Origin of the sequence: Corynebacterium axilliensis (assembly GCF_046097495.1) — a bacterium.
Taxonomy (GTDB): Bacteria; Actinomycetota; Actinomycetes; order Mycobacteriales; family Mycobacteriaceae; genus Corynebacterium.
The window spans coordinates 981,297-999,845 of sequence record NZ_CP175768.1 but is presented as its reverse complement, the minus strand read 5'-3'; the positions used below and the strand labels follow the sequence as shown (position 1 = coordinate 999,845).

At 65.6% G+C, this 18,549-nt stretch carries 15 protein-coding genes; all 15 read left to right on the top strand.

Annotated features, from left to right (window positions below; all coding sequences use genetic code 11):
* Positions 1–116: 116 nt before the first annotated feature.
* The 15 genes from ACKFR8_RS04815 (at position 117) to ftsZ (ending at position 18,526) form a co-directional block, all read left to right on the top strand.
* Complete coding sequence (locus ACKFR8_RS04815; protein WP_408930721.1) at positions 117–557, top strand: SAV_6107 family HEPN domain-containing protein; 441 nt, start codon at positions 117–119, stop codon at positions 555–557.
* Between the two features lie 165 nt (positions 558–722).
* Positions 723–1,124: a DUF3040 domain-containing protein gene (locus ACKFR8_RS04810; RefSeq protein WP_296131051.1), complete on the top strand. Its 402-nt coding sequence runs from the start codon at positions 723–725 to the stop codon at positions 1,122–1,124.
* Positions 1,125–1,658: 534 nt separating this feature from the next.
* Positions 1,659–2,093, top strand: a complete 435-nt coding sequence (mraZ, locus tag ACKFR8_RS04805; RefSeq protein WP_296131049.1) for a division/cell wall cluster transcriptional repressor MraZ — start codon at positions 1,659–1,661, stop codon at positions 2,091–2,093.
* A gap of 173 nt (positions 2,094–2,266) precedes the next feature.
* Positions 2,267–3,310 (top strand): 16S rRNA (cytosine(1402)-N(4))-methyltransferase RsmH, encoded by a 1,044-nt coding sequence (gene rsmH, locus ACKFR8_RS04800; RefSeq protein ID WP_408930720.1) that lies wholly within the window; start codon positions 2,267–2,269, stop codon positions 3,308–3,310.
* Between the two features lie 59 nt (positions 3,311–3,369).
* Positions 3,370–4,140: a hypothetical protein gene (locus tag ACKFR8_RS04795; protein WP_408930719.1), complete on the top strand. Its 771-nt coding sequence runs from the start codon at positions 3,370–3,372 to the stop codon at positions 4,138–4,140.
* Positions 4,141–4,491: 351 nt separating this feature from the next.
* Entirely contained in the window at positions 4,492–6,360 is a 1,869-nt protein-coding gene (locus tag ACKFR8_RS04790; RefSeq protein ID WP_408930989.1) for a peptidoglycan D,D-transpeptidase FtsI family protein, read from the top strand.
* Positions 6,361–6,389: 29 nt separating this feature from the next.
* Complete coding sequence (locus ACKFR8_RS04785; protein ID WP_408930718.1) at positions 6,390–8,018, top strand: UDP-N-acetylmuramoyl-L-alanyl-D-glutamate--2,6-diaminopimelate ligase; 1,629 nt, start codon at positions 6,390–6,392, stop codon at positions 8,016–8,018.
* A complete protein-coding gene (murF, locus tag ACKFR8_RS04780; RefSeq protein ID WP_408930717.1) occupies positions 8,015–9,565 on the top strand; it encodes a UDP-N-acetylmuramoyl-tripeptide--D-alanyl-D-alanine ligase in 1,551 nt (516 codons plus the stop codon). Before ACKFR8_RS04785 ends, murF begins: the two co-directional genes overlap by 4 nt.
* 24 nt (positions 9,566–9,589) lie before the next feature.
* A complete protein-coding gene (gene mraY / locus ACKFR8_RS04775; protein ID WP_306506696.1) occupies positions 9,590–10,702 on the top strand; it encodes a phospho-N-acetylmuramoyl-pentapeptide-transferase in 1,113 nt (370 codons plus the stop codon).
* Positions 10,702–12,087, top strand: a complete 1,386-nt coding sequence (gene murD, locus ACKFR8_RS04770) for a UDP-N-acetylmuramoyl-L-alanine--D-glutamate ligase (protein WP_306506697.1) — start codon at positions 10,702–10,704, stop codon at positions 12,085–12,087. The genes mraY and murD overlap by 1 nt, the downstream gene beginning before the upstream one ends.
* A gap of 16 nt (positions 12,088–12,103) precedes the next feature.
* The gene (locus ACKFR8_RS04765) at positions 12,104–13,582 is read left to right on the top strand and encodes an FtsW/RodA/SpoVE family cell cycle protein (protein ID WP_296131030.1); all 1,479 of its coding nucleotides are present in this window, start codon (positions 12,104–12,106) and stop codon (positions 13,580–13,582) included.
* A gap of 29 nt (positions 13,583–13,611) precedes the next feature.
* Positions 13,612–14,685: an undecaprenyldiphospho-muramoylpentapeptide beta-N-acetylglucosaminyltransferase gene (gene murG / locus ACKFR8_RS04760; protein WP_306506699.1), complete on the top strand. Its 1,074-nt coding sequence runs from the start codon at positions 13,612–13,614 to the stop codon at positions 14,683–14,685.
* A gap of 72 nt (positions 14,686–14,757) precedes the next feature.
* A complete protein-coding gene (gene murC, locus ACKFR8_RS04755) occupies positions 14,758–16,245 on the top strand; it encodes a UDP-N-acetylmuramate--L-alanine ligase (protein WP_408930716.1) in 1,488 nt (495 codons plus the stop codon).
* Entirely contained in the window at positions 16,238–16,897 is a 660-nt protein-coding gene (locus ACKFR8_RS04750; protein WP_296131020.1) for a cell division protein FtsQ/DivIB, read from the top strand. The genes murC and ACKFR8_RS04750 overlap by 8 nt, the downstream gene beginning before the upstream one ends.
* A 279-nt stretch (positions 16,898–17,176) precedes the next feature.
* Positions 17,177–18,526 carry a cell division protein FtsZ gene (gene ftsZ, locus ACKFR8_RS04745; protein WP_408930715.1) on the top strand — a complete coding sequence of 450 codons (1,350 nt, stop codon included), beginning with the start codon at positions 17,177–17,179 and terminating at the stop codon, positions 18,524–18,526.
* Positions 18,527–18,549: the final 23 nt, after the last annotated feature.

Below are 18,549 nucleotides of genomic sequence, written 5' to 3'. Positions count from 1 at the left end.
ATGTGAATAGTCTCGAACAGCTATTGCCGTACTCGAACATGTGAACTAATGTGGGGAGTGGGTGTTCGGGTGCGGCTCTAGGGTGAGTCGCAGAACAGCAACAAAGGAGGATGGTCATGGCACAGGTAATTTCGGCAACGGCGGCACGCGGTCGCGGACGGGAGGCGCTGCAGATTGTGCGCCGTGATTGCTTTGTCGAGCAGGCTCTCGATCTGCTGTCGGCGGCCCGTGCAAGTGCGGCGCGGGGGCAGATGGAGGACGCACTGGAAATGGCGTACCGGGCCGCGCTGCGTGCAGCGGGCGCACGGGTGGCAGGTTCTACGGTGGGGCGCCGCAAGCGGTTGCCCTCGTCTGCGTGGGAGCAGGTGGCGCTTATTGGAGCAGCGGATGCTCAGTGGGCTGCGGAGTTCGGTGAATACTCGCGAGTGCGCTCCCGTGTTGCCTCTGGAATGGACCCGGTGCCTGCCGACGAAGTCGTGCTCGGGTACCTGGCGCTGGCTGCCCGCTACGTGGATGCGACCGAGTCGGAGCTTGGCTTTGGTGGCCTAGCCGCCTAGTGGGATGCCTGCTCTCGCGGTAGACCACCCTGGAGGGTGTGGGAGAAGATTCTATGTATCGTCGTGCGGAGAATGCGCAAACTGTATTCGCGGGAACTATCTAGCTATTCTTGACGTTACAGAGGTAGTACCCGATTAGCCCCCACACCCTACATGGAGGACACTGTGTCCCTTTCTGAGCACGAACAGCGAGCGCTGCGTGAAATTGAAGAGTCGTTGCTGGCCAACGATCCTAACTTTGGTGCGTCTGTGTCCGAGGATTCTTCCTTTGGCGGCGGCACTGGGGCAATCACGCTGCGCGGCGTAGCGCTGGTGGTTGTTGGTCTGTGCATGATGGTGGGCGGAATCGCGCTGGCGCAGCAGTCTCTGTGGTTTATTGGTCTGTCCATCCTTGGATTCTTGGTCATGTTTGGTGCTGGCGTGTGGATGCTGCGTGGTGGTTCGACTGCCTCGCCGGCTTCGGTCTCAGTTCCATCGCGCGGGCGCGAGGGGCAGCCGAAGAAGAGTGGTAGCAACGTGGGCAATCGCCTGGAAGATAACTTCCGCCGCCGCTTTGAGGGGCGCTAAGTGCATTGGCTGAGCGTTAAGTAGAGCCGAAGTAGTCCGCATCTCCCGGATTGGGAGGTGCGGGCTTTGGCGTTTTCGGGCCATTTTTCTGGCAAGCGGGACTCGATTGCTGCTTAAAGGGGGTTGTGGGGCATCTTCCCATTTCCCCCACTTTGCCCCACCAATTGCCGGAGGGCGCGCCTCTGTGGGGGAGAGTGGGGAGTGGTGGAAGGGGGAAGGCCGGAAGACGGGGGTAAAAGTGCAGGAGCCAGTGTGTGATGCTGCGTTAAGTGGGGCACGGTAGCAGAGTTAGAGATGCGGCTGATGGTGTTGGTGGTGCATTTTGTGGGGTATGTCAAGGGGACTCCGGGGAAATCTCCCCACCGGAAACAGTGCTGTTTATCTGCGGTTATGGGGAGACACGCGGATGTAATTTACTGGCAAGGTGTGGATGGTGGGGGAAAGTGGGGTAGAGTGGGGCGCATCGGTGGAGAAGTGTTCTTCTGCCGTAAGAGGAAACCGGAGTTTTTCGAGTGACAGGAAGGTGGACCCGGGATGTTTCTCGGTACCTACACTCCCAAGCTCGATGACAAAGGGCGGCTTACGCTTCCGGCGAAGTTTCGTGAAGACCTGGCTGGTGGCCTGATGGTCACAAAAGGCCAGGATCATTCCCTCGCGGTGTATCCGCGGGAGGAGTTCGCGGCGCGAGCTCGGAAAGCAGCGGCGGTGTCACGCACCAACCCGGACGCGCGTGCGTTCATTCGTAACTTGGCAGCAAGTGCGGACGAGCAGCGCCCTGACGGGCACGGGCGAATCACACTGTCAGCAGGGCACCGTGAGTACGCAAACCTGACTAAGGAATGCGTGGTCGTGGGTTCAGTTGACTTCCTTGAAATCTGGGACGCAGCCGCGTGGGCTGAGTACCAGGCGCAAACTGAAGACGCTTATTCGGCGGCTGACGCCGATGACGTACTAGCCGGCCTGCTTTAGCGGTCGGCGCGACAAGAGTGCGTGTACGGACTCTGCCCGAGGAAGATGATCTGGTGTACTTCCCCGACATCAGAAGCCTTCCTCGGACAGGGCCCTATACGCACTCGACTTTTATCGGGAATGAGAAAGCGACGAGCGGACGCAGGCGCCACAAGGAGAGGGGGTGCGAGGCCATGGCCCACGATGAGACGATCAACTACGACGTGAACGATAACCACGGTCACGTCCCCGTGATGCGTGCGCGCATGGCAGAGCTCCTTGCGCCCAGCGTGGAGGCGGCGGGGGAGAACGCTGTCATCGTGGACGGCACCCTTGGCGCCGGCGGTCACAGTGAGTACTTCCTTTCCCACTTTCCGCAGGCGCGCGTCATCGGGGTGGACCGAGATTCGGCCTCCCTGGCTGCCGCGACTGAGCGGCTTACAGGTTTCGCAGACCGTTTCGTGGGAGTCAACGCACGCTTCGATGAGGTAGGCGCGGCCATTGCCCACGGCGAGCATGAGATTTTCGCAGCGGCGCGAGACGCCGGCGTGGCCGGTGCGCTCTTCGATCTGGGCGTGTCCTCCATGCAGCTGGATCAGGTCGAGCGCGGGTTTGCCTACAAGACCGATGCGCCGCTGGACATGCGCATGGACCCGAGTCAGGGGATAACTGCCGCAGACGTGCTTAACACGTATAGCCACGGCGATCTGGCCCGAGTGCTCAAGACCTACGGCGATGAGCGCTTTGCCGGCAAGATTGCTTCCGCCGTGCTCAAAGAGCGCGAAAGGGAGCCGTTTAGCAATTCGGGGCGCCTCGTCGAGCTGCTTTATGCCACCATCCCGGCGGCCACTCGCCGCACCGGCGGGCACCCCGCCAAGCGCACCTTCCAAGCGCTTCGCGTCGAGGTTAACCGGGAGCTGGAAGCCATTGAGCAGGTCATTCCGGTAATCACGGACTCCCTCGCAGTAGGCGGGCGGGCTGTCTTCATGAGCTACCAGTCGCTCGAGGACCGCATTGTGAAGCAGGCCTTCAAGCAGCTAAGCACCTCGACAACGCCGGCGGGCTTGCCCATGGACTTGCCCGGTACGGCGGCACACTTCTCCATTGTCACGCGCGGTGCCGAAAAAGCGAGTGACGCCGAAATCGCGGAGAATCCCCGGGCTGCTTCCGTCCGCGTGCGCGCGCTGGAGCGTGTGGAGGGAACCCCGACCTTTCACGGACCGGGAGGCACTCCATGACACTTCGAGACCGTTTTCCACAAGCTACCCCGACCCGCGACCACGAGAGGACCCACACCATGGGCGCTAGCCGCGACTTCACCACCGGATCCGACGCCGCCGGGCGCGGCACCGCGCTGCTTGAGCGCGGCCGCCGCACTACTCCGCTGCCGAGCCGCACCCCGCATCGCGGGACGGTTCCGACGCGCCGCGTGCGGGAGGGCTTGGGCGGCAGCCGTCTCGGTTCTAAGCAGGTGGTCAGCCAGCGCGGGCGCCGCGTGGTGCAGCCGCAGAAGGCCTCCGGACTCTTCGGCCGGCTGTCCTTTATTGCACTCGGCATCCTCGTTGCAGGAGTCGTTGTAGCGCTCTGGTTGTCCGGCATGTCTACCTCTCAGACCTTCAAGATTCAGCAGCTCACCGCCCAGGAATCCACGCTGACGAACCAGCTGGAAACCCTTAACCGTGACCTGGAAAACGTCCGCTCTTCCTCGGATGTTGCTCGGCGCGCGCACGATGCCAACATGGGAATCCCGGTCCAGCCGGGCGTAGTGAGCGTCGATGAAGAAGGCAAGGTGGAGCAGAAGCGCGAGGCCACTCCGGAGAAGGAATCCGTCATCGACGTCAACGGCGAGCCGGTCCGTCCGGGCCAAGCCTCCAGTGACCCGAAGCAGACGTCCAATATGTCCGATAACCTCAACGCCCGCCCGCACCTGACGGAGGGCCAGCAGAACCAGGAGAACAACGGACAGGACGCGCCGGCCGCTAACACTCCGGGCGGTGCCCCGTCCGGCGAGCAGAACGTCGAGCTGCCGGACATCCCGGCGCAGGCTCCTTACGCAGCTCGTGGCTAGTTTCGTTGTGAACCATTGAGATTCAGTGAGATTCCCTGGTGCCCGCGCGTGCCTGCGCGGGCCCGCGGCGATCATAAGGCACAATTCGGGGTGAATCTGTCCGCCGTTCGTGCGGTGGGCTACCCGGCCAGTTCGCTGCAGAAAGAAAGGTGACGTGTGACTTCACCACATTCCGGTGGTAGGCGCCCGCGGCGCTCGTCGGCCGCCCGCGCCACTCGGTCAAACCGGGCTGCGCAGCCTTATGGCACGGAGCACCGCTCCCGGCAGCGCCCTGCCGCAGAGCGGGTTGTCCCAGCAACCCGGGACCGGAACCCGCGTACGGGAAAGCCTGCGGTCAGCCAGCAGCAGACTATGCGGCACCGCGTGCACGTCGTGGCTGCCATTTTGATGGTGGTCATGCTGGTATGGACCGGACGGTTGGCGTTGGTCCAGCTGGTCTGGGGGCCCGATCTTGCCGCCAAGGCAGCGGAGCAGCGCACCCGCGTGTACATCGATACCGCGGGCCGCGGAGAGATTGTGGACCGCGACGGGCAGCGTCTTGCCTACACCATGCGTGCCCGGTCCTTGACCGTGTCGCCTACGCGCCTGCGCGACGAGCTGCGTGAGCAGGAGGAGCAGCAAGCTACCGGCGAAGCTGACTTTGACGGCAAGTCCTCTGAGGACCAGCAGAAGTTCCTCGATGACAAGGTCACCAGCCGCCTCAACGACATGGCCAACGGTATCCCGGAGATGCTCAAGAGCGCTGGCGTTGATGCGGGCGATGTCGACCCGAAGCAGATCATGGATAAGCTGCGCGCGGATACCCAGTACGAGGTTCTTGTCCGCAACGTCGACCCGGACGTGGCCGTGGAGATTTCTGAGAAGTACCACGGCCTAGCCGCGGATGAGCAGCAGATCCGCCAGTACCCGAACGGGGCAATCGCCGAAAACGTCATCGGCAAGGTCTCGATGGACGGCCAGGGACAGTTCGGCTTCGAGGCCTCGGGAGACAGCACGTTGACCGGCATTGACGGCAGCTCCACCGAGGATGTCTCCGCCAGCGGTCAGGTAATTCCCGGCACGCTGCGTGATCAGGTGCCGACGACCGACGGCAAGAACGTCACCTTGACCCTTGACCTGGACCTGCAGACCTACGTGCAGCAGAAGCTGGAAAAGGCCAAGGCTAACTCCAAGGCGAAGAACGCTGAGGCAGTGGTGCTGGACGCCGCCACGGGCCAGGTGCTGGCCATGGCTAATACTGGAACGATTGACCCCAACAAGGATATTGAGAAGCAGTTGGATAAGGACAAGACCTTTGACAACCGCAGTATCTCGCACCCCTTCGAGCCGGGTTCGGTGGCCAAAATCATTACGGCCGCGGCCGTGATCCAGGAGGGGCTGTCCACCCCGGACGAGGTTCTCCAGGTCCCTGGCTCCATCGACATGGCGGGCGTCAACGTGTCTGACGCCTGGCAGCACGGAGTGGAGCCGTACACCACCACAGGTGTGTTTGGTAAGTCCTCCAACGTGGGCACCCTCATGCTGGCGGACCGCCTGGGGCAGGACAAGTACGACGACTATCTGAAGAAGTTTGGGCTGGGGCAGACGACGGGTATCGAGCTACCGAACGAGTCCGCCGGCTTGGTCCCGGACAAGTCGCAGTGGTCCGGCGGCACGTTCGCCAACCTGCCGATTGGTCAGGGTCAGTCGTGGACGGCTCTGCAGCTGGCTTCGATCTACCAAACGCTGGCTAACGACGGCGAGCGTATCGAGCCGCGCATCATCGACTCCGTGACGGGGCCGGACGGTACCCAGGAAGAGCTGGATCCGCCGGAGACCACCCGCGTCGTCAGCCCGGAAACCGCGCGTACGGTGGTGGATATGTTCCGCTCGGTCTTCCAGTCTGATCCGCAAGGTGTGCAGAACGGTACTGCCGGAAACGCCCAGTTGGAGGGCTACCAGCTGTCCGGCAAGACCGGCACCGCCCAGAAGGTGGATGAGGAAACCGGAGCGTATTCCAACTCGAAGTACTGGATCACGTTTGCGGGCATTGCGCCTGCCGACGACCCCCGCTTCGTCGTCGCGGTCATGCTCGATGAGCCAGAGTCCGGCGTCAACGATGACGGCTCGGGCGGACAGTCCGCGGCGCCGGTGTTTACGGACATCGCCTCGTGGCTGCTCAACCGCGACAACATTCCCACCTCCGCGCCGGCACCGCACTTGACGTTGCGCGCAGAATAGAGACGACTTCACAACTGAGAGGAAACACAGTGACAAGCAGCATCAGCCTTGAGCGTCTAGCAGCACTTGCCGGTGGCCGCGTGATCGGAGATGACTCGGTCACCGTCGACTGGTGCGGCCTCAACTCCGCCACGGTCCCGGAGGGCGGCCTGTTCGCGGCGCTGCCGGGAACCCGCGTGCATGGAGCACGCTACGCGGCGGATACCAAGGCGGCGGCCATCCTCACAGACGAGGCCGGCTGGGAGCTTCTCTCCGCAGAGCAGGAGGCGCGCCCCGTGCTCGTGGTGGAGGACATCCGCGAGATCCTCGGCCCCGTCTCGGCTGAAATCTACGGGCACCCCACCCGTGAGCTCACCGTCCTGGGAGTCACGGGTACGTCGGGCAAGACCACCACGAGCTACCTCCTCGAGGCTGGCCTGCTGCACGCCGGCTACTCGGTGGGTCTCATTGGCACGACGGGTACCCGCATCAACCGCGAGCCGGTTCCGACGTCCCTGACCACGCCGGAGGCGCCGACTCTCCAGGAGCTCTTTGCACGAATGGTTGCCGAGGGCGTGACCCACGTGGTCATGGAGGTCTCCTCCCACGCTTTGTCCCTCGGCCGCGTGCGGGGCACCCGCTTCGCCGTGGGCGGCTTTAGCAACCTCAGCCAGGACCACTTGGACTTTCACCCCACGATGGAGGACTACTTCGAGGCCAAGGCACTGCTTTTCGACGGCCCCCAGGCCGCCGACCAGGCCGTCATCTGTGTGGACGACGAGTGGGGCGAGCGTATGGCACGTCGCGCCGCCGAGCACCCGGTGAGCCGTGTGGCCACCACCCGCCCGGCGGGCGGCACCGGCGACGAGGCGGTCGACGTTTCTGCCCGCCAGCTCAGCACCGAGGCGACCGGCGCCCAGCAGGTGGAGCTCACCGTGGCCACCGGCGAGGCCGCCGGCAGCTACGAGTTCCGCCTTCCCATGCCGGGCGAATTCAACATCGCCAACGCCGCCTTGGCCACGGGAATGGCCGCGGCCATCGGACTGGCGCCGCGGGAGTTCCTCGCGGGCGTGGAGAAGGTGGCAGTGCCCGGCCGAATGGAGCGCATTGACCGCGGCCAGCAGTTTGTCGCGGTTGTCGACTACGCGCACAAGCCCGCCGCCATCGCGGCCGTGCTCGATACGCTGCGCGGACAACTAGAGGGAACTGCGGGCCGGATCGGCATCGTTGTCGGCGCCGGCGGCGACCGCGATTCCTCCAAGCGCCCGCTCATGGGCGCCGCGGCCGCCGAGCGCGCGGACCTTACCGTCGTCACTGACGACAACCCCCGCACCGAAGACCCCGCCACCATCCGCGCTGCGGTCATGCAGGGCGCGCGCGAGGCCAACCCGGACGGCGATATCCGTGAGGTTGGCTCCCGCGCGGCCGCCATCGATGAGGTCGTGGCGTGGGCCCAGCCGGGCGACGCCGTCATCGTCGTGGGCAAGGGCCACGAGGTAGGCCAGCTCATCGGAGACACCGTCCACCATTTCGACGACCGCGAAGAGATGGCGCGAGCGTTGGACTCCGTGCTGGGCAACCGCACTGGCAAGCAGGCGCAACCCACCGCGGCGGGGTACGGTGACAGCGACACCGTCCCGGCACGTGGGACAGCTACAGAATCTAAGGAGCAGGCATGATCGCGTTAACGCTCGCAGACATCGCCGACATCACCGGCGGCCGGCTCGATAGTGTCGAGGACCCCGACGCCCGCGTGACGGGCTTCGTCGAATTTGACTCCCGCAAGGTCACCCCCGGCGGGCTCTTCGTCGCGTTGCCCGGCGCCCGCGTCGACGGCCACGACTTTGCCCAGACCGCCATCGAAAAGGGCGCGGTTGCCGTGCTTGCGGCACGCCCGGTGGGGGTCCCCTCCATCGTCGTCGAGCCGCACGGCCGCGTCGAAGGCGACGGAGCTAATGCGGACATCTACGCCAACGATGAAGACGGCTCCGCCGCTGCCGTGGTGCAGGCTCTCTCCGCGCTGGCCCGCGCTGTCACCCAGCGTCTATCGGCCGAGCACGCCCTCAATATCGTCGGCGTGACCGGCTCCGCCGGCAAGACGTCGACCAAGGACCTCATCGCCACCATCTTCCGCGCGGTGGGGGAGACCGTGGCCCCGCCAGGCTCCTTCAACAACGAGATCGGGCTGCCGTACACCGCGCTGCGCTGCGACGAGCACACTGAGTACCTCGTGGCGGAGATGTCGGCACGCGGCATCGGCCATATCCGCCACCTCACGCACATCACCGCCCCGCGCATCGGTGTGGTGCTCAACGTGGGCACCGCCCACCTCGGCGAGTTCGGCTCCCGCGAAAATATCGCGCTGGCCAAGGGCGAGCTGGTGGAAGCACTGCCGAGCGCCGCCGACGGCGGTGTGGCGGTGCTCAACGCCGACGATCCCTTCGTCGCGGCGATGGCGCCGCGCACCACGGCGAAGGTGGTGTACTACTCCGCGGAGAACCGGCGGGGTGGGGCGCCGGCCGCGCAGTACTACGCCACGGACGTGGAGCTTGACGACGTCGCCCGTCCCTCCTTCACCCTGCACACCCCCAATGCTGCACCGCTTCCGGTGAAGCTCCAGGTCTTCGGCGCGCACCAGGTCTCCAACGCCCTCGCAGCCGCGGCCACGGCCATCGAGCTGGGGCTGTCCGCAGAGACCGTGGCCAGCGCCCTATCCGGGCACCGCATTGCCTCGGAGCACCGCATGGATGTGCGCACCCGCCGGGATGGCGTCACCGTCATCGATGACTCCTATAACGCCAACCCTGACTCCATGCGCGCGGCCATCGCCGCGCTGGCCTACACCGCGGCAGCGCGCCCCGACGCGCGTTCCATTGCGGTTCTCGGTGAGATGGGGGAGTTGGGCGCGGATGCCGATTCCGCGCACCGCCGCCTGGGCGAGGTTCTGGCCAAGTACCACGTGGATTACCTCGTGGCCGTGGGAGAGAACCCGAATTGCTGGGCAATGACCGAGGCGGCCGCGCAGCAAGGTATAACTACAAAGGTGTGCGCGGATGTTGATGCGGCCGCGAAGGCGGTCGACGCCATCCTGCGAACGGCCCCGGTGCGAACGGCCCCGGTCGGGGTCGACGATTGGGCCAGCCGCAGCGTCAAGGATGTGGTCTTGGTCAAGGCCTCGAACGCACAGCGTCTCTGGTTGGTCGCGGAACAGCTGAACCACAGCTAGCCGCTAGAAAGGATTGTCAAGCTCGTGACTCAGATCATCATCTCTGGTGTGGTCAGCTTCCTCGTAGCCATCTTTACCACCCCGGTCCTCATTCGGTACTTCTCCGATGCCGGCCGCGGCCAGGAAATCCGCGAGGACGGACCCAAGTCCCACCTGCGCAAGCGGGGCACCCCGACCATGGGTGGTCTCGCCATCCTGGCCGGTATCCTCATCGCCTACCTGGTGGTGGGCTTCTACGGGCTGGCCATGGGGCACGGCGGCTTTACGGTCTCCGGCCTTCTCGTCCTAGGCCTGACGCTGGGCCTGGGTGCCGTGGGCTTTGCCGATGACTTCATCAAGCTCTTCAAGCAGCGCAACCTGGGTCTGAACAAGAAGGCAAAGCTGATTAGCCAGCTGGTCCTGGCTTTGCTCTTCGGGTTCCTGGTGCTGCGCTTCCCGGATGAGTCCGGCCTCACCCCGGGCTCGACCAAGCTGTCCTTCATCCGTGACCTCAACACCTTCGACCTGGCGGTCGGCGGCACCGTCATCGGAACCATCGTGTTCCTCATCTTCATGTACATCCTGATTGCCGCGTGGTCGAATGCCGTTAACCTCACCGACGGCTTGGATGGCCTCGCCGCCGGCGTGACCGCTATCGTGATGGGCTCCTACTCGCTCATGACCTTCTGGCAGTTCCGCAACTCCTGTGCCGTCGACGTTACGGCCGGCTGCTACCAGGTCCGCGACCCGCTCGATCTCGCGGTTCTCGCGGCGGCAGGCCTGGGCGGCTGCCTTGGCTTCCTGTGGTGGAACGCCGCACCGGCGAAGATCTTCATGGGTGATACCGGCTCCCTGGCACTCGGTGGCCTCGTCGCTGGCCTGTCCGTGGCCAGCCGCACCGAGCTGCTCATGATCGTCATCGGCTCCATTTTCGTCATCGAGACCGTCTCCGTGGTCATCCAGATCGTGGTGTTCCGCACCACGGGCAAGCGCTTCTTCCGCATGGCCCCCATCCACCACCACTTCGAAAACGGTGGCTGGGCCGAGACCGCCGTGGTGGTGCGCTTCTGGCTGCTGGCCGCCATGGCCGCCATGGCCGGCGTGGCTATCTTTTATGGTGACTGGCTCACCGCAACTGGCATTGGGCTGAGCGCATAATGCTTCCTGACTTTCTTAACGGACGAGTCCTCATCGCCGGTGCCGGCGTCTCGGGCCGCGGCTGCGCAGCAGTGCTGCAAGGCCTCGGCGTGGATACCACGGTGGCCGACGGAAACCCGGAATCCCGCGCCCGCATCGCCACCGAGCTCGGCGTGGAGACCGTGGACGCAGCCACCGTCGAGCCGGCGGACTACTCCCTCGTCGTCACCTCTCCGGGCTGGCGCCCGGATTCGCCGCTTCTGGTCCGTGCGGCCGCTGCGGGACGCGAGGTCATCGGCGATGTTGAGCTGGCCTACCGCCTCGACCGCGCGGAAGTCTTCGGCGCCCCGCGCCGCTGGCTCGCGGTCACCGGCACCAACGGCAAGACCACCACCACGGGCATGCTGGCCGCGATCATGGCCGCCGACGAGCCCCGCTCCGGCCTGCGCTCCCAGGCCGTGGGGAACATCGGCGTCTCGCCCTTCGACGCGCTTGCCGCCGACCCGCGCGTGGATATCCTGGTCGCGGAGCTGTCCTCCTTCCAGCTGCACTGGTCTTCCCAGCTGCACCCAGAAGTAGGAGCGCTGCTCAACCTGGCGGACGACCACCTGGACTGGCACGGCTCCTTCGCCGCCTACGCCGCTGATAAGGCGAAGATCCTGCACGGCACCCACGCCGTCATCGGCATCGATGACGAGTACGTCCGCGAGCACTGGGCCGGCTCCACCTCCGCTACTTCGTTCACCCACACCGAGCCCGCCACCGGGCAGGTCGGCGTGAGCGAGGGCGGACTGCTGGTCAACGACGTTGCCGGGATGCGCGCCACCGTCATCGAGGACGTCACCACCATCCGGCCCGCCGGCATGGCGGGCGTGCTCGACGCCGCCGCGGCCGCCGCCATGGCAGCCCTCGCCGGCGCGCAGCCGGAGTCCATCACCGCCGGCCTGGAATCCTATGTCGTCGCGGGGCACCGCGGCGAGATTGTCCTTGAGCAGGGCGGCGTGACCTACATCGATAACTCCAAGGCCACCAATCCGCATGCCGCCGAGGTGGCGATGCGCGGGCTGGATTCCGTCGTGTGGGTTGCCGGCGGCCAGCTCAAGGGCGCCGACGTCACAGACCTCCTGCGCACCCACGCGGCGCGGTTGAAGGCGGCGGTGCTGGTGGGCGTCGACAAGCACGTGCTCGCCCGCGCGCTTCACGACGCCGCACCGCACGTCCCCGTCACCCTCGTCGACAGCCACGACCCCGCCGGCGCAATGGAGGAGGCCGTGGCTGCCGCGGTGCAACACGCCGACGCCGGCGATACCGTACTTTTGGCGCCGGCTGCGGCATCGTTGGACATGTACACCGGAATGAGCCAGCGCGGCGATCTATTCGCCGCCGCTGCCCGCCGCCTCGCCTAGTCAGGAGCTCTACGCCGTGACCGCCCCCACCTCCCAGAAGCCGAGCCGTACGCTGGGCCACCACCTGCGCGACATCCGCGACCGCATGAGCGCCTACCCCGGGCTGGACTACTTCATGCTGCGGGTGGCTATCTTTTCTCTCATCGGCATCGGCGTGGTCATGGCGTTTTCGTCGTCGATGGCCACGTCGCTCTCAGAGAGCGCGAGCCCGTGGTCGGCTGCTCTGCGCCAGTGTCTGCTGGTCGCCGCCGGTTTGTTTATCTTCTGGATCGCGCTGCGGATTTCCCCGCGCACGCTGCGGGCCTGCGTACCGTGGTTCCTGGGGCTTTCCGTTCTGCTGCTGATTTTGGTGCTGGTGCCCGGGGTGGGTACCGGCCGTGCGGAGGTGGGCTCGCAGTCGTGGATCATGCTGCCGGGCGGCGTGGCCTTCCAGCCCTCCGAGTTCGCGCGCGTAGCTGTGGGCATGTACGGCGCCTCGGCGCTGGCGGATAAGACGCACCGCTCGCTCAAGCTCACGGACCCGTTCATGATGTACTCCATCATCTCCGCCATCATGTTCCTGCTCATCATGGCGCAGGGGGACTTGGGCATGGCTGTGTCCATCGCCCTCATCGTGGTCTTCACCCTGGTCTTTGCTGGCGTGGACTGGCGCGTGCCCGTTGTCGTCGGCGTGGCCGGAGTGATTGGCATGACCACCGTGTTCTTGGCCGGTGGTTTCCGCTCCCACCGTTTCCACACCTATTTCGATGCTCTGCGCGGTAACATCGCCGACACGCAAGGTACCGGCTTCCAGGCCTACCAGGGCTTCCTCTCGCTTGCCGACGGCGGATTCTGGGGTGTTGGCCTAGGACAATCCCGCGCCAAGTGGTTCTACCTGCCGGAGGCGAAGAACGACTTTGTCTTCGCCATCATTGGTGAGGAACTCGGCCTGTGGGGCGGCGCGCTGGTGATCATCCTGTTTGCCGTCCTCGGTTACTTCGGGCTGCGCGCGGCCAAGCGAGCGCAGAACCAGTTCCAGTCGCTTCTCGCGGCCACCCTGGCAGTCGGCGTGGTGGTGCAGGCCTTTATCAACATCGGCTACGTCATCGGCATGCTGCCCGTGACGGGTATCCAGCTGCCCATGATTTCCGCGGGCGGTACGGCCGCGATTATCACCATCGGTTCGATGGGCCTGCTGTGCAACGTGGCGCGCCACGAGCCGCTGCAGGTCTCCGCCATGCAGAACTACGGCCGCCCGATGTTCGACCGCCTCTTCTTCGTGCCGGAGCCCACTCCACCCAACGAGCGCCGCGGTGGCGCGCACCGTGCCCCGTCTGACCGCCGCACCTCCCGCGGCGGCGGGGCATCAAAGCAGCGCACCCAGCGTGTCCAGGGCGACCAGCGCTCGTATCGCGACCGGGAGCGCAGCCGCGAGGAGCGCTTCGGCCGGGCGGTGACTGGGCGCGCGGATAGCGGCCGTGCAGGCAGGGACCGTCGGCGCGGCGAGCGCCGTTAAGCGCCTGCGGCGCTGGTAGCCTGTAGGGCATGAATGCCACGCCAATTTCCGTCGTCATCGCAGGTGGCGGCACCGCCGGACATATTGAACCCGCACTTGCCGTGGGGGAGGAGCTGCGTGCGAAGCACGGCGCCCGCATCACCGCTTTAGGCACCCCGCGGGGGCTGGAAAAGGATATCATTCCGGCCCGTGGTGTGGACCTGCGAATGATTCCCCCGGTTCCCGTTCCGCGCAAGCTCAATCTGGACTTGGCCAAGCTGCCGTGGCGCGTGGTGGACTGCGTGCGCCAGACGCGTGCGGTGCTCAAGGACGTCAAAGCAGACGCCGTCTTTGGCACGGGCGGCTACGTTGCCGCGCCCGCCTACCTGGCGGCCAAGTCCCTGGGCATCCCCTTCTTTGTGCTGGAGACCAACGCCTTGGCGGGCATGGCTAATAAGCTGGGCGTGCGCCTCGGCGGAACCGGCTTCAACGCGCAGGAAGGCTCCGGCATGACAGGCGAGGTCCTCGGCATCCCCGTGCGCTCCGGGGTGGGGGAGGACCCGGACGGCTCGAAGGCCGCTGCCGCTCGTGACGCGTGGAAGCTGCGTGCGGATTTGCCCACCGTCGTGGTTACCGGCGGCTCCCAAGGTGCGGTGAGTATTAACACCGCGGTGGCTGGCGCCATCGAGGACCTCAGCCAGGACTTCCAGGTGCTGCACGCGTATGGCAAAAAGAATCAGGCTCCCGTGCCGTGCGCGAACTACACCGCCGTGCCCTATATCGACGACATGGCTGGCGCGCTCGCTGTTGCAGACCTCATGGTGTGCCGCTCCGGCGCGATGACGGTGGCGGAGGTCTCCGCCGCCGGTCTGCCCGCGATCTACGTGCCGCTGCCGCACGGCAACGGAGAGCAGGCGCTCAACTCCCGGGCCCTCGTCGAGAGTGGGGCGGCCGTCCAGGTTCCCGATGCGGAACTAACCCCCGAGCGGCTCATCAAAGAGGTGCGCGCGATTCTGGATAACCCTGACACCTTGGCGTCGATGCGCGCTGCAACCCAGGCCAGCTCCGCGGGCGACGTGGCAGGGCGCATCGCTGAGCGCATCGTGGCCGCAGCCCGCAGCTAGTTCTCCCTGCGCGCCGCATCCCCTGCCGGGGTAGCGGCGCCACCTAATACACAGACTTGAAAGATTCACAGCATGACTGAAACTCCTTACACCGTCGGCAGCGTTGACCTCTCGCGTGTTCACATGGTGGGCATCGGCGGCTCCGGCATGTCGGGCCTGGCACGCATTCTCTTGATCCGGGACGCGGTGGTGACTGGTTCCGACGTGAAGAAGTCCACCGCCGTGGAGGTGCTGCGCACCATGGGCGCCACCATCGAGATTGGCCATAAGGCGGAGAACCTCGAGCTGGGCGGGGAGAAGCCTACGGTCGTGGTGACGTCGTTTGCGGCTATTCCGCAGGATAACCCCGAGCTGGCCGCTGCCCGCGCGGCGGGGATTCCGGTTATCCGCCGCTCCGACTTGCTGGCGGAGCTCATGGACGGCCATCGTCAGATTCTGCTGGCGGGCACCCACGGCAAGACGTCGACGACCTCCATGGCAGTCAACGCCCTGCAGCAGGCTGGCCTGGACCCCTCCTTTGCCATTGGCGGTCAGCTCAACCGGGCCGGCACCAATGCGCACTCCGGAACCGGGGAGGCGTTCGTGGCGGAGGCCGACGAATCCGATGCGTCGCTGCTGCGCTATAGCCCGACCGTGGCCGTTATTACCAATATTGAGCCGGATCACCTGGACTACTTCCAGACCCCGGAGCGCTACTACCAGGTATTCGATGACTTCGCGGACCGCATCGTCGAGGGCGGCTACCTGGTGGTGTGCCTGGAGGATGAGCACGCCGTGGCCACCGCGCAGCGCGCTGCGCAGCGAGGCATCCAGGTGCTGGGCTATGGCGGAAGCGACGCCGCCGTGGGCACCGACGTGCCGTGCGCGGCGGAAGTTCTTGAGGAGAACGTGTCCGCCACCGGCGCGCACGTTCGCGTGCGCCTCACGCTGCCGGAGCAGGGGCCGCAGGAACTGAGCTATGACCTGCACATCCCGGGCCACAACATGGTGCTCAACTCGCTTGCGGCGTTGCTTGCTGGCGCGTTGGCCGGTGGCGAACCGGACGCGCTGGCGGCGGGTCTGACCGATTTCACTGGTGTGCGTCGTCGCTTCGAGTTTCGCGGCGAGGCGGGTGGGGTGCGCGTCTTTGACGACTACGCCCATCACCCCACCGAGGTCTCCGCGGTGCTCACGGCTGCGCGTGAGAAGGTCGACGCAGAGGGTAAGGGAGCGCGTGTCATCGCCTGCTTCCAGCCGCACCTGTACTCCCGGACGATGAAGTTTGACGCGGAGTTTGCGCAGGCGCTCGCGCTTGCCGACGCCGCCGTGGTCCTCGACATCTACGGTGCCCGCGAGCAGCCGGTGGAGGGAATCACCTCCCGCATCATTACCGATAAGATGCCGGAAGACATGCCGGTAATCTTTGAACCGGACTTCTCCGAGGCTGCCGGCGACGCGGTGTCGCTGGCCCAGCCGGGGGACGTGGTGCTCACGATTGGCGCGGGAACGATTACCTATGTTGCCGGCGAAATTCTCCATGCGCTGGAGAAGAGCGCAGACCAGAAGGGCAAGGATGTCTAAGCGGACTGGCGTGCTCGCCGGCGGTGCGGTGCTCCTCGTTGCCATCGTGGCCGCGGTCGTGGTGTGGGCAGTTCCGATCCTGAAGGTGAGTTCTTTCGAGGTGGAAGGCAACGCCCACGTCACCCCGGAGGACGTCGAGCGGGCGAGTGGTGTGGCCAAGGGCTCGAACTTGGTGCGCCTCGACGCGCATGCGGCGGCCGGGGGAGTAGCCCAGCTTCCGTGGGTGGAATCCGCCACGGTGTCGCGGGCATTTCCGTCGACGGTGCACATCGAGGTCATCGAGCACGAGGCGGTGGCCTTCGTGCACGACGGTGACCAGACCGTGCTGGTGGATAACCAAGGCAAGGAGTTCGCCACGGATACCCCGCCGGCTGAGGCCATAGAGCTCACCGGCCATACCGACTCCGGATCGCCGGAAATGCAGGCGGCCGTGGACGCGGTCTCCGCGCTTCCTGCCGAGGTGCGCGAAAAGATCAAGACTCTGGAGGTCCGCGGGACCTACGACCTTACGTTTAAAACCAAGGACGATAAGATCATCTATTGGGGCGCGGCGGAGGATAATGCGAACAAGGCCATCGCCTTTGAGGACGTGCTCAAGCTGGAGGGTACGGAGTGGAACATCTCTAACCCCGCATTGGTGACTAGCCGCTAGCCACACTAGAAGCATCGAGAATTTTTTAGCCCAGCCCCCGCGGTCATCGCCGCGGGGGTTTCGCGTGCGCACACGCCCGCGGCGAGTGGGGCGGGTGGGACTGCTGTTAAGAAAACCCCACGTCAGCAACCCTAAAGTAAAGGTTGAGGGTACCGACACGCGGAAAAATGTGCGCCGAAATTACCCCGTTGTCGTTAAAGATGGAACTAACCGCCTCTCACGCGCAGGGGCGCCTCCTCGTTTACGTTGAACCTTAATCGAAAGGCCAGAGACCCCCGTATGATCTCAACTAGCAACAACCTCGCGGACATCAAGGTCGTCGGTGTCGGCGGCGGTGGTGTCAACGCCGTCAACCGCATGATCGAAGAAGGGCTCAAGGGAGTCCAGTTCGTCGCGATTAATACCGATTCCCAGGCGCTGATTTTCTCCGACGCCGACACCAAGCTCGACATCGGCCGCGAGGCCACCCGCGGTCTCGGCGCAGGCGCCAACCCGGAGGTGGGCAAAACCTCCGCCGAGGATCACAAGACCGAAATTGAGGATGCCCTCCAGGGCTCCGACATGGTCTTCGTGACCGCCGGCGAGGGCGGCGGCACCGGTACTGGTGCAGCACCGGTCGTCGCATCCATCGCCAAGAAGATGGGCGCGCTCACCGTCGGCGTGGTGACCCGCCCCTTCAAGTTCGAGGGCGCGCGCCGCACCCGCCAGGCAATGGCCGGTATCGAGGAGCTGCGTGAGGTCTGCGATACCCTCATCGTGATCCCCAACGACCGCCTCATGCAGCTGGGCGGCGAGGAGCTGTCCATCGTCGAGGCCTTCCGTGCCGCCGACGAGGTGCTCCACAACGGTGTGCAGGGTATTACCAACCTCATCACCATCCCGGGCATGATCAACGTCGACTTTGCTGACGTTCGCTCCGTGATGGCTGACGCCGGTTCCGCCCTCATGGGCATCGGCTTCGCCCGTGGGGACAACCGCGCACTCAACGCTGCCGAGCAGGCCATCAACTCCCCGCTGCTGGAGTCCACGATGGAAGGTGCCAAGGGCGTGCTGCTCTCCATCGCCGGCGGCTCCGACCTGGGCCTCCACGAGGTCAACGCCGCTGCCTCCATGGTGGAGGAGCGCGCCGATGAGGACGCCAACATCATCTTCGGCACCATCATCGACGACAACCTCGGCGACGAGGTCCGCGTGACCATCATCGCCACCGGCTTCGACGCCCAGGCCAACATGACCAGCCAGCCGGCCCACGGCGCGCAGCAGACCAACACCGCCACCCCGGCGGCCCGCCCGGGCTCGCTCTTCGACAACCGCGCCGAGGCAGCTCCCGAGCAGCGTGCCGAGGCTCCCCGCGAGGACTACTCCCGCGCCGAGGCGCAGCCGGCCCCGCGCGAGGAGTACGCACCGCGCCACTCCTACGAGCGCGAGCAGCCGGTGGAGCCGGCCCCGTCGAGCGGCCTGTTCACCAGCTCTGATCGCTTCCGCCACGACGACGCCCGTGACGCTCGCGAGGACTACCGCCGCGGCGAGCGCGATGACTACCGCCTGTCCCGCCCGAGCGAGCCGCGCGGCCGCGACTTCGACGACGACGGCGACGACGATCTCGACGTGCCTTCCTTCATGCGCTAGCGCGCCCGCGCTAGTGTGGAGTG